General features: G+C 63.6%; 10 protein-coding genes. All 10 read left to right on the plus strand.

Going from position 1 to position 12,542, the window contains the following annotated elements; translation table 11 throughout:
• Positions 1-147: 147 nt before the first annotated feature.
• Positions 148-1,281 (plus strand): CaiB/BaiF CoA transferase family protein, encoded by a 1,134-nt coding sequence (locus F3W81_RS18770; RefSeq protein WP_193080966.1) that lies wholly within the window; start codon positions 148-150, stop codon positions 1,279-1,281.
• Positions 1,274-1,957, plus strand: coding sequence for a class I SAM-dependent methyltransferase (locus tag F3W81_RS18775; RefSeq protein WP_193080967.1), 684 nt, complete (start codon positions 1,274-1,276; stop codon positions 1,955-1,957). The genes F3W81_RS18770 and F3W81_RS18775 overlap by 8 nt, the downstream gene beginning before the upstream one ends.
• 27 nt (positions 1,958-1,984) lie before the next feature.
• A complete protein-coding gene (locus F3W81_RS18780; protein ID WP_193080969.1) occupies positions 1,985-3,142 on the plus strand; it encodes an acyl-CoA dehydrogenase family protein in 1,158 nt (385 codons plus the stop codon).
• Positions 3,143-4,438 (plus strand): MmgE/PrpD family protein, encoded by a 1,296-nt coding sequence (locus F3W81_RS18785; protein ID WP_193080971.1) that lies wholly within the window; start codon positions 3,143-3,145, stop codon positions 4,436-4,438.
• Positions 4,439-4,688: 250 nt separating this feature from the next.
• The gene (locus F3W81_RS18790; protein ID WP_193080972.1) at positions 4,689-5,663 is read left to right on the plus strand and encodes an ABC transporter permease; all 975 of its coding nucleotides are present in this window, start codon (positions 4,689-4,691) and stop codon (positions 5,661-5,663) included.
• Between the two features lie 40 nt (positions 5,664-5,703).
• Positions 5,704-6,723, plus strand: coding sequence for a sugar ABC transporter substrate-binding protein (locus F3W81_RS18795; RefSeq protein ID WP_193080974.1), 1,020 nt, complete (start codon positions 5,704-5,706; stop codon positions 6,721-6,723).
• A gap of 88 nt (positions 6,724-6,811) precedes the next feature.
• Positions 6,812-8,941 carry an ABC transporter permease gene (locus F3W81_RS18800; protein ID WP_193080976.1) on the plus strand — a complete coding sequence of 710 codons (2,130 nt, stop codon included), beginning with the start codon at positions 6,812-6,814 and terminating at the stop codon, positions 8,939-8,941.
• Positions 8,938-10,011 carry an SMP-30/gluconolactonase/LRE family protein gene (locus tag F3W81_RS18805; protein ID WP_193080978.1) on the plus strand — a complete coding sequence of 358 codons (1,074 nt, stop codon included), beginning with the start codon at positions 8,938-8,940 and terminating at the stop codon, positions 10,009-10,011. The genes F3W81_RS18800 and F3W81_RS18805 overlap by 4 nt, the downstream gene beginning before the upstream one ends.
• Positions 10,008-11,507, plus strand: coding sequence for a sugar ABC transporter ATP-binding protein (locus F3W81_RS18810; RefSeq protein ID WP_193080980.1), 1,500 nt, complete (start codon positions 10,008-10,010; stop codon positions 11,505-11,507). The genes F3W81_RS18805 and F3W81_RS18810 overlap by 4 nt, the downstream gene beginning before the upstream one ends.
• Before the next feature lie 72 nt (positions 11,508-11,579).
• On the plus strand, positions 11,580-12,524 hold the full coding sequence (locus F3W81_RS18815) for a LysR family transcriptional regulator (RefSeq protein ID WP_193080982.1): 945 nt from the start codon (positions 11,580-11,582) through the stop codon (positions 12,522-12,524).
• Positions 12,525-12,542: the final 18 nt, after the last annotated feature.

A 12,542-nucleotide genomic window follows, 5' to 3' on the forward strand; every position in this document is an offset into this window, starting at 1 on the left:
GGCCGCGGCCCCGCCAGCCTAAAGGCGCGGCGCGATGAGGGAGGTATACTTTTCCCCGATACCCCCCAAAAGGATTAGCTATTTTGCAGGGCGCATCCCGAAGTGCATTTTGACCCCAAGCAGTCAACAACGACGGAGAGGCACGTCATGCAGGACGATCTGGAAGGACTTTTCGTTGTGTCACTGGAGCAGGCCGTGGCCGCGCCTTACCTGTCGGGTCGTCTGGCCGAAGCGGGCGCACGTGTCATCAAGGTCGAGCGGGAGGAGGGCGATTTCGCCCGCAATTATGACCAGCTGGTGCACGGCGAAAGCGCCTATTTCGTCTGGCTGAACCGGGGCAAGGAATCCGTCATCCTCGATTTGCGCAAGGAGTCCGACAAGGCGGTGATGGAGCGGATGCTGCAGGTGGCGGATGTCTTTATCCAGAACCTCGCCCCCGGTGCCATCACCCGGCTCGGCTTTGATCCTGCGCGCCTGCGCGCGATGAACGAACGACTGATCACAGTGTCGATTTCCGGCTATGGGGATGAGGGCGACTTTGCCGATCGCAAGGCCTATGACCTGCTGATCCAGGCTGAAAGCGGCTTGTCCGCGATCACCGGCAATGCCGAAGGCTCGGCCCGTGTCGGGGTTTCGGTCTGTGACATCGCCTGTGGGATGACGGCGCATCAGTCGGTGCTGCAGGCGCTTTATGCACGCAGCCGCACGGGCAAGGGGCGGCATATCTCGGTCAGCCTGTTCCATGCGCTGACTGACTGGATGAACGTGCCCTATCTGCAATTTGCCTATGGCGGCAAATCGCCGGACCGAAATGGCCTCAGCCACCCGACGATTGCACCCTACGGGGCCTATAGTTGTGCGGATGGCAAGCAGGTGCTGTTCTCGATCCAGAACGAACGGGAATGGCTGCGGTTTTGCGAACAGATGCTGGGGGATGCAGGGATCGCGCATGACCCCCGCTATGCCGATAATTCCGCCCGCGTCGCCAATCGCGCTGCGCTTGATGGGCTGATCGAACAGGCCTTTTCGGCAATCCCGCGCGACCGCGTGGCGCAGATGCTTGAGGACGCGGGGATCGCCAACGGCCGCGTCAACACGATGGAGGATCTGGCCCACCACCCGCAGAACCGCTTTGTCGAGGTGGCGACGCCGACAGGCCCTGTCCGCCTGCTTGCGCCGGGGGCCGTTGTCGACGGTGAGCTGCCCAGTTTTGGTCCCGTGCCGGCGCTGGACGCCGACGGAGACCGTGTGCGGCGTGAATTCGGTGCCGCCCATGGCTAATCCGACGCTGGAGCGGATCATCGACGCGCTGCAGGGCGCGGACCGGGTGCTGGACATCGGCTGCGGCAATGGTGCCTTGTCGGGCGCTTTGGCCAAACGCGGTTTCCGCATGACCGGCGTCGACCCGCAGGCCGACCGTATTGCGCAGGCGAAGACGCGTTTCACAGACGCCGCGTTTGCCGTGGCGACTGCCGAGGCTTTGCCGTTCGATGACGGCAACTTCGACGCGGCGGTGTTTCTGAACGCCCTGCATCATGTGCCCGAACCGGCGATGGCGGATGCGCTGAGCGGGGCCTTGCGTGCGCTGCGCCCCGGTGGCGTGCTGATCGTCGTCGAACCCCTCGCGGAGGGCAGCTTTTTCGAGGCGATGCGCCCGGTCGATGACGAGACCGCGATCCGTGCCGCCGCGCTCCGTGCCCTTGACGATCTGCAACAGGCTGAGACCTGCACTCAGATCGATCACCAGCGCTACGACCGCCCCAGCCACTTTCCGGATCTGGAGGCGTTTCTGGCCTTTCTGCGCGCCGCAGAGCCCGAGCGTGACGCGATGATCGAACTGAACCGCGCTGACGTGGCGCAGTCCTTTGCGACCCATGCCGCGCCTGAGGGCACAGGCTTTGCGCTGGCCCAGCCCATGGCGCTCTGGATGTTCCAGACCCGCGCCATTCCCCTTTGACCGACTGAACCCGAGAGAGACGCTCCCATGGCCGATATCGACCTCCACGCAGACATTCGCGATGCCGTCGGCAAGCTGTGTCAGGATTTCCCCGGCAGCTACTGGCGCAAGCTGGACGAAGAGCGTGCCTATCCGACCAGCTTCGTCACCGCCCTGACCGAGGCGGGCTATCTGTCGGCGCTGATCCCCGAGGAATACGGCGGCTCTGGCTTGCCGCTCTCTGCCGCAGCGGTGATATTGGAGGAGATCCACCGTCAGGGCGGCAACGCCGGGGCCTGTCACGCGCAGATGTACACCATGGGCACCTTGCTGCGGCACGGGTCCGAGGCACAGAAGCAGGCCTATCTGCCGCAGATCGCTGACGGGTCGCTGCGCCTGCAGTCGTTCGGGGTCACTGAGCCGACCAGCGGAACCGACACCAGCGCCCTGCGCACCACCGCGCGCCGCGACGGCGATGACTTCGTGGTCAACGGGCAGAAGATCTGGATTTCGCGTTCGGAACATTCGGACCTGATGATCCTGCTCTGCCGCACCACGCCGATCGACCAAGTGGAAAAACGCACGCAGGGACTGTCGGTGCTGCTGGTGGACATGCGCGAGGCCAAGGAGAACGGCCTGACCATCCGCCCGATCCGCACCATGATGAACCATGCCACGACCGAGCTGTTCTTTGACAACGTCCGTGTCCCGGCGAAAAATCTGATCGGGGAAGAGGGCAAGGGCTTTCGCTATATCCTGTCGGGGATGAACGCAGAACGCATCCTGATCGCTGCCGAATGTATCGGCGACGCCAAGTGGTTCATCGACCGGGCCACGGCCTATGCCAATGAGCGCGTCGTCTTCGGCCGTCCGATTGGCCAGAACCAGGGCATTCAGTTCCCCATCGCGCAGGCCTATGCCCGGATGCGCGCGGCCGAGCTGATGCTGCACGAAGCGATCCGCAAATACGAGGCCGAGGAAAACCCCGGCGCCGAAGCCAATATGGCCAAGATGCTGGCGGCCGAGGCCAGCTGGGCGGCGGCAGAGGCCTGCGTGCAGACCCACGGCGGCTTCGGCTTTGCCGAGGAGTACGATGTGGAGCGCAAGTTCCGCGAAACCCGCCTCTATCAGGTCGCGCCGATCTCGACGAACCTGATCCTGTCCTACCTTGCCGAACACGTCCTCGGCCTGCCCCGGAGCTATTGAATGTCCCTGTCCAGCGATCTTGCCACCTGGGCCGCCGGCCCCGTGACCCTGACAGAGGCGATGCGGCAGTCCGTGCTGTCGTCTCTGTTCGACTGGGCCAGCGTCGGCCTTGCGGGCCGGGACGAACCTGTCGCGCAGCGCACCCGCGCGCTGGCGCTGGATGAGGGCAATGCCGGGCCGTCGGGTCTGTTCGGCGGGGGGCGCGCCAGCGCACGCACAGCTGCGCTGGTCAATGGCGCCACCAGCCACGCGCTGGATTATGACGACACGCATTTCCTGCACATCGGCCATCCCAGCGTGGCCGTGGCGCCTGCCGCCCTCGCCGTGGCGCAGTCCGTTGGGGCAACGGGGGCTGAGCTGATCACCGCACTTGCCGCAGGGCTTGAGTTGTCGTGCCGCATCGGCGACTGGCTTGGCCGCGCGCACTACGAGGCTGGGTTTCACCAGACCGGCACCGCGGGCGCTTTTGGCGCGACAATCGCCGCAGGACGCCTGATGCGGCTGGACGCAGCGGCCATGGCTGCGGCGCTTGGCCTGACGGCGACCCGTGCGGCAGGGTTGAAAAGCCAGTTCGGGACCATGGGCAAACCGCTGAATGCCGGCTTTGCCGCCGAGGTCGGCGTGACCTGTACAATCCTCGCCGCGCAGGGCGTCACGTCTGCGCCCGAGGCGCTGGAGGGCGCGCAGGGTTTCGGCCCGACCCATGCCGGACTGGCGCGCCTGGCGGCTTTTGACAGGCTGGGGGACGCATGGGTGTTTCCCGACGTCTCCTACAAGTTCCACGCCTGTTGTCACGGCTTGCACGCGATGCTTGAGGCGATTGGGTCGCTGAACATCGCGGGCGAAACTGCGACCTCGATCACGATCTATACGCATCCACGTTGGCTGGCGGTGTGCAATCAACCCGCGCCCACAACCGGCCTCGGGGCGAAGTTCAGTTATCGCCTGACCGCTGCAATGGCTCTGACAGGCGTCGATACAGCGGCGTTGGACACCTATAGCGACGCCATGACCCAGCGGCCCGACCTGATGGCGCTGCGTGACAGGGTCAGTGTGATCGGCGACCCGACGCTGACGGACATGCAGGCCCGCGTCAGCGTGGCCACGTCGGACGGCGTGACGGAGGCCTTTCACGACCTGATGCAGACCGGCCCCGCCGAAGAAGTGCAACGCCGCTTGCGGGACAAGTCCACGACGCTGCTCGGGGCCGAGGTTTCTGGGCCATTATGGTCCGCCGTGGCGGGATTGCCTGACGCTCCGGATGCATCCCAGCTGAGCGATATCCTGTTTGCCTGACCCCGCAACCCGGGCACATCGAGCCTGAGCCGAGTTGTTGCCCTCAAACATGCCCTGCGCTGCCTCCGGGCCACGCGGGGTCTTTTGGCGTTTCGCCGGCATGGGACGGGATAGGCGCATCACATGGCGGCGATAGGAATTTTGGATTACCGCGCCCGGCCCGGAGTGACCCAAGGTCGACCATCGAAAGATGTTTCGCGATCACGGGAGGGGAGGCCCGCAATCAATGAAGCAGTCCACGAAACGGACAATGTCCATCGGAGCCCTCAGTCAGGAAAAGATCGTCTTCGCCATTACGGTGGCGATGTTCCTGATCTTCGCCGTTTTTCTCAACGGCTTTCTCGGCGCGAATAACCTGCTGGCTCTGCTGCGCAGCGTCTCGGTTCTGGGGATCCTCGGGCTGGGGATGCTGATCGTCGTGCTGGGGCGTGGCATCGACCTTTCGATGGTGGCGAACATGGCGATTTCGGTCGCCTGGACGATCCAGCTGGTGGGCAATGGCATGGGCCTTGGTCCGGCGCTGGCTATCGGATTTGCCTTTGCCCTGACGATGAGCCTGATCTGTGGTCTGCTGGTCGCCTATGCCGAGATTTCGGCGATCTTCGCCACCCTCGCGATGAGCAGTTTCATCTATGGTTTCGGGCGGGCCAACCTGATCACCGGCACCGACGTGGTCTATCTGCCCGCCTCCTTTGGCTGGGCGTCGCAGATCGGGCAGGGGCGGCTGGCGGGCATTCCGATCCCGATCCTGCTGGCGGTGATCCTGGCCGTGCTGGTGTATCTGTTCCTGAAGCTGTCCAAACACGGCTGGAATACCTACAACATCGGCGACAACGCCACGGCGGCGCGCATCACTGGCATTTCGGTGCGCCCGACGATCGTGCTGCAATACATGCTCAGCGGGACGGCGGCCTTCGTGGCTGGTCTGATCACCGCGACAGCGGTGCAGTCGATGAACACCCGGATCGTCAATTCCAACATGATCTACGACGTCATCCTGATCGTCGTGCTGGGCGGGGTCAGCCTGTCGGGCGGGCGCGGTACGGTGCGCAACGTCATCGTCGGCACGCTACTGATCGGGGTGCTGGTGAACGGCATGACCATCATGGACATCCAGTACACCATTCAGAACGTCATCAAGAGCATCATTCTGCTGATGGCCGTCATCGCGGACAGCGTGCTGAACCCGCGCGACGAACAGACCGGCCAGCAGGGCGACATCTGATCTCATTTCACGACAGAAGAAACCGGAGGAGGAGGACACCATGACACTGAGGACTTTCACGAAAGCGGCGGCCTGTGCGGCCCTGACACTCGGGCTTGCGACGGCGGCACAGGCGCAGGATCCTAGCGATCCGTTCCGTGGCCCGGCGCTTGAGGCGCTTGAGGGCAAATGGGTTGCCTATCTGCCCATTTCCGCAGGCTTTGATCTGGCGCAGGCCTGGGGCGGCGTCGTCAAGGAAGAGGCCGAACGCTACGGCATGAAGTTCACCGTGCAGGACCCGAACTGGGTTACGGACGCGATGTCGCAGGGCATGACCTCGCTGATCGCTGAACACCCCGACGTCATCGTGACCCAGAACCCCGACACCCAGTCGCTGGCGCGCCTTTTGATGCAGGCCAACAAGGCAGGGATCGCGGTGGTGCAGATGAACATGCAGGGCGCGGTGCAGACCGATGCCTACGTCGGCCCCGACTATGTCGACATGGGCCACAAGATCGCCAATCTGGCGGTCGAGACCTGCGGAGAGGGCACCGATACCTCGCACAAGATCTCGATCGTGCAGGGCGTGCTGACCGGCGGCGTCAGCTATTTCCAGGTGCAGGGCATCATGGAAGTGCTGAACGAACACCCCGAGATCGAGGTCGTCTCAAGCCAGGCGGCGGACTGGGATGCCTCCAAGGCGCGCGCGATCACCGAAACCGTGCTGCAGCAAAACCCCGACCTCTGTGCGATCCTCGACATGTGGGATGGCCAGGCGATTGGCACCGGGGCTGCCGTCAAGCAGGCAGGCATGGCCGACAAGGTGATGGTGATCACCTCGGGTGGCGGCGCCAAGAGCACCTGTGACCTGATCCGCGACGATACTTTTGATGTGGTCTACAACTATGACGCGCCCGGCATGGGCCGCGACGCCTGGACCGCGATCATGATCGCGCTGCAGAACGGTGGCGGTGGCAACACCAAGACGCAGATCTTCTCGCCCACTTACAAGATGACCAAAGAGAACGTCGACGCGGCCTCTTGCTGGGACGCGGAGACATACGCCGCGATGCTGCGCTAGAGCCTGACCGGACGGGGCGCGCCAGGGCCGCCCCGTCCGACTCTTTTCCACGATAATCCTTGCACTGCCCCTCGGGAGGGATCTTGACGTGTCGCTGACAAACACCCTGAAAAAATGGCGATATCGCTGGTTCCCCGACCATGTCGTCGGAGAGATCCTGTCGAAAAACTGGATCGACAACGCCATTCCCTTCACCATCATGGTGATCACCGTAATCATCTTCGGGGCCTTGCTGCCGAATTTCTACGGTGGCAGCAATATCGGCATCCTCGCCCGCCAGTACGGAGAGCTGGCGCTGGTCGTGCTGGCCATGACGACGGTGATCCTTGTCGGCGGGATCGACCTCTCGGTCGGGTCGAACTTCGCGCTCGGCAACTTCATGATGCTGTATTTCCTCAACATCGCGGATCTGCCGGTCGGGCTGGCGGCGCTGCTGGTGGTGCTGATTTGCGGCACAGTCGGGTTGGTGAACGGGCTGCTGGTGGGCTATCTGCGCCTGCGGGCCTTTCTGACCACGCTGGTCACGCTGATCATCGTACGGGCCATCGTCGATCTGCTGCTGCTGCAATATGCCCAGCAGATGTCGATGTCGTTCTATTCCTCGCCCCTCTGGGACGCGATGGGGATGGGCGGAGCATGGGTGTTTCCGTTCAGTTTCATCGTGTTGGCCGTCGTCGCGATCATCGGCCATATCGTCTTCAGCCGCTCTGGCGTGGGCTGGCGGCTGCTGGCCATCGGCGGGTCGCGCCGCTCGGCCTACAACATGGGGCTGCCGGTGCGCCGGCTTGTGTGTTCCGCCTACGTCGTCTCGGGGATGCTGGTCGGTCTGGCCGGGGTGCTCTATGCCGCGCGGCTCAGCGGGGCAGGGTCGGACACCGGCATCGGGCTTGAAGTCTCGGCCCTGACGGCGGCGATCCTGGGCGGCAACAGTCTGGGGGGTGGGCGCGGCTCGGTCTCCAAGGCGCTGATGGGGGCGGTGACGGTGCTGGTGCTGACCAATGGCGTGCTGCGCCTTGGCCTCAACAGCGGTTCCGGCCCGATGGTGCTGGGGCTGGCGCTGTTGTTTGCCGTCTTCATCGACGTGCGCTGGATGAAAAACCGCCAGAAACTGCTCAGCAAGGTCTACGTCTCGCCCACTCTGGTCGAGATGCCGGAGCCGAGGCCCACCAACAGCGGCCCCTTCGCGCTGAATGACCGCCTGAACGCTGTCGAGGTGATCGCGCAGGGCGAAGTCGAGAGCCCCGAGGACGTGATCCTGGACGACGAGGATTTCCTCTACAGTGGCAACCGGCACGGCGACATCATCCGCTATTTCCCGCCCGACTATACCCGGCACGAGGTTTATGCCCATATCGGTGGCTCGCCCCTCGGGATGGCCTTTGATCCTGCAGGCAATCTGCTGGTCTGCGTCGGCGGCATGGGGCTCTACAAGATCACCAAAGCGGATCGCAGCGTCAGCCTTGTCACGGACGAGACGAACCGCTCGCTGTTCTCGGTGGTCGATGACAGCCGCCTGCGACTGGCCGATGATCTGGATATCGCCCCTGACGGCAAGATCTACTTCTCCGAAGCGACGGTGCGCTATGAGATGCACGATTGGCCGGTCGACGCGTTGGAAAGCCGGGGCAACGGGCGCATCATCTGCCATGACCCGAAAACCGGGCGGACCACGACAGTCTTGCGCAACCTGACCTTCCCGAACGGGATCTGCACGGCGCATGACGGCAAGTCGATCCTGTTTGCCGAAAGCTGGGCCTGCCGGATCAACCGCTACTGGCTGGAGGGCCCGAAGAAGGGCACGACCGAGGTTCTGGTCGATCGCCTGCCGGGGTATCCCGACAACATCAACCGCGCCTCGGATGGCACCTACTGGGTGGCTCTGATGGGGATGCGGAGTCCGGCGCTGGACCTCGCTCTTGGCATGCCGGCTTTTCGCAAGCGGATGGCGCGGCGGATCGCGGCGGACCAGTGGCTCTATCCCAACCTCAACATCGGCTGCGTTGCGCGGTTCGATGATGCGGGCGAGGTGCAGGAAACCCTCTGGGATCGCCGTGCTGCCAACCATCCGATGATCACCTCGATGCGCGAACACAAGGGCTGGCTGTATCTGGGCGGCATCACCAACAACCGCATCGGGCGCATCCGCCTGTCAGACCGCGATGAAGGCTGGACAGGTTTTGCCAGCTACTGGGGCAAGAAGAAGGGAGCCTCCGCATGAGCCGCATGTTTGCCATGTTTGACCGCTTTCTCGGGCGCGGTCAGGCGGCTGTCACGGTGCCGCCGCTGGACGGAGGGCTGAAGCCGAACAACCGGCTGGATGACCTTCCAAACGGCATCGCAGCAGACCGACCCGACGATATCGTGCTCTGGCAAGGCCGTCCGATCTGGTCTGATGGTGCGTTCCTTTGTGATGCAAACGGGCCTCTGATGGTGACCTTCGCATCCGATATCACGGCCCTTGCCACACATGGCAACCGGATGGCCGTGGCGACGCTGCAGGGCGGGATACAGGTCTTTGACGCGGCGCTTGCGGATGTGACGCCGGGCTTTAACCAAACGATCAGCCATGTCACCGCGATGGCCTTCGCGGCAGAGGGCGCTCTTTGGTTCTGCACCGGATCAGCGCTGTATGGCCCGGACAACTGGCGCCGCGACCTGATGGAAAAGAACCGCACAGGCAGCGTGGGTCTGGCCGATCCCCGCTCGGGAGAGGTCAGGATCCTGCGACAGGATTTGGGCTATCCGGCGGGCATCGTTGTGCAGCCTGACGGCTCGGTCGTGGTGTCCGAGGCCTGGGCCTCGCAACTGGTCGGGATCGGGGCGGACGGGCGCACAGCGGTGCTGCTGGACCAGATCCCCGGCTATCCCGGTCGCCTGATTGCCCGGCATGGCGGTGGCTACTGGCTGTGCATCTTCGCCCCGCGCAGCCCGCTGATCGAGTTCGTGCTGCGCGAGGATGCCTATCGCACCGCGATGCTGCGCGACCTTGATCCAGCGCATTGGGTGGCCCCGAAATACCAAAGCGGCGTCAGCTTTCAGGAACCGATGCAGGGGGGCGCGCTGAAACAGATGGGGATTCTCAAGCCATGGGCTCCAACGCTGTCCTACGGTCTGGTGGCGGAACTGGCCGATAACTTCATCCCGCGCAACAGCTACCACAGCCGCGCCGGGGGCAAACGCCATGGGCTCACCGCTGCACTGGAACACGACGGGCAGCTCTGGCTGGCCGGGCGCGGCTGCGGCGAAATCCTGACCATCGACCTGACAGAGACAGGAGAGACGGCATGACGACACCTGTGGTCGAACTGCGCGACGTGACCAAGGAATTCCATGGCAACTTCGCCATCCGCAACGTCACCTTCGCGCTGCACCCCGGCGAGATCCATTCGCTGCTGGGCGAAAACGGTGCCGGGAAATCGACGCTGACCAAGATGATCGCCGGGGTGCATGCCCCGACCTCTGGCACGGTGGTCTACCTCGGCAAGGAGGTCCACTTTGCCAGCCCGCAAGAGGCGCTGGAGGCGGGCGTCGCCATGGTGTTTCAGGAAACCAGTCTGGTGCCATCGCTGACCGTCGCCCAGAACCTTGAGCTGGGCAATGAAAAGCCGCTGAACCGGCTGCGGGGGCTCTACATCTCGGCCCAGCAGTTCCTGCAGTCGCTCAGTTTTGATGTCGACCCGACGGCGCTGGTCTCGACGCTTGGCGCCGCCAAGAAACAGATGGTCGAGATCGCCCGCGCGGTGCGCCACAACGCCCGCGTCATCATCTTTGATGAACCCACCGCCACCCTGACGCCTGAGGAAAAGTACCACTTTTTCGAGCTGGTGAACCGGCTCAAGGCCAAGGGCGTGTCAATCATCTTCATCAGTCACGCGCTTGAAGAAGCCCTGCAGGTCTCCGACCGTATCACCATTTTGCGTGACGGAGAGCTGGTGGTGACGGATGAGGTCTCGGCCTTTGACCGCGACAGTATCGTGCGCCACATGGTCGGGCGTACCCTGAGCCACGCAATCCATGGCGAGGGGACGCCGCGCCGGGCGCGCAAGGCCGGCACGCGGGTCTTGTCGGCGCAGAACCTGTCGATGGGCTCGATGGTGCGCAACACGTCGTTTTCGGTCTTTGCAGGGCAGGTGACAGGGGTGTTCGGGCTGATCGGGTCGGGCCGGACCGAGACCTTCAAGATCATCGCGGGCGTGCTGAAGCGCGACTTTTTCCATGGCGGAGAGGTGCGCCTGAACGGCAAGCCTGTGCGCTACCGTGTGCCACGCCCTGCGGTGCGCGACGGCATCATCTACGTGACCGAGGATCGCAAGCTGGAGGGGTTCTTCGAGACGAAATCCATCGCACAGAACATCTACTCCGGGCTGATCGGGGCGGATCTGAACAAACATGCGGTGGTGCGCTATTCCGAGATGGCCGAGCTGGCGAAAACCTGGACCGAAAAGCTCAACGTCAAGGCGATCGACACGGATTCCAAGGTGATCGAACTGTCGGGCGGCAATCAGCAGAAGGTGGTTCTGGCCAAAGCGCTGGTGCAAAAGCCCAAGCTGATCATTCTGGACGAGCCGACGCGCGGCGTTGACGTCGGTGCCATCGCTGAAATCCACGCGGTGATCAACGATCTGGCGGAAAGCGGTCTGCCGGTGGTGATGATCTCATCCTACCTGCCGGAAATCCTCAGCCTGTCGGATCGCATTCTGGTGTCGCGTCTGGGCCGCGTTGTCGAAGAATTCTCGATCGAGGAGGCCAGCGAAGAGAAAATCATGTATGCCGCTGTGCACTGAGGTCTGAAGCGCTGTTTGTGACCCGTGGGGCAAAGGCAGTTCGCGCAGATAACCGTCTGGGGAGGGCGCAGTTTGGATATCCGGCAATTGAAGTACTTTATCGCGATTGCCGAGGCGGGGTCGCTGTCGCTGGCCGCGCGTCAGTTGCATATCGCCCAGCCCTCGCTGTCGCAGCACCTTGCGAACATGGAGAAGGAGCTGGACGTGCGGCTGGTGGCGCGGTCTCCGCGTGGCTCTACGCTTACGGCCGAGGGGCAGGTGCTGCTGCGCCATGCGGTTGAAATCTGCACCAGCCTGAACACCTGCCTCAGCGAGATGCGCGATCTGTCGGCGGAAATCGCGGGTGGTGTGCGCTTTGGAATGCCGCCTTCCGTCTCGATGGTGATGTCGGTACCGCTGGCCGAAACCGTCCGTATCGAGCTGCCCGACGTCCGCCTGCGGGTCAGCGAAGCGATGAGCGGTTTCATCAAGACCTGGGTTGATGACGGCACGGTCGAGATCGGCTTTCTCTACGATCTCAACGGGGCGGAGCATTTTCAGATCACCCATGTGCTGAACGAAAAGCTGTTCTTCTTTTCCGCGCCGGACAACTGGCCGCTGCAAACGCCCCCCGGGACCCCGGTGCCGTTGCGCGACCTTGAGGGGATAGAGCTGGTTCTGCCGGGAGAGCCGCACGGGCTGCGCCGCATCATCGAAAAGGCGGCGGCCGAGGCGAAAGTGCGCCTCAATGTCGTGACCGAGCTGGACGCGATGACCCAGATCAAGGAGCTGGTGGCGCGCGGGTCGGGATGTTCGATCTTTGCGCCCGCGGCCTGTCATGACTTCGTGACGGCGGGCCGTATGATCAAGACGCCGATCATCGATCCAGTCATCTCGCGCCCGGTGTATCTGGTCCGCAACCGGGCTGTGGTGCAGACCCGTGCCTGTGCGGCGGTCGAAAAGGTCACGCTCAAGGTCGCTGCCGAGATGGTGGAGCGTGATATCTGGGAAGGCGAGCTGGTCTGGTCCGAGGACTGAGGCACCACTTTCGCGCCG

Origin of the sequence: Pseudooceanicola spongiae, from assembly GCF_014899185.1 — a bacterium.
Taxonomy (GTDB): Bacteria; Pseudomonadota; Alphaproteobacteria; order Rhodobacterales; family Rhodobacteraceae; genus Pseudooceanicola; species Pseudooceanicola spongiae.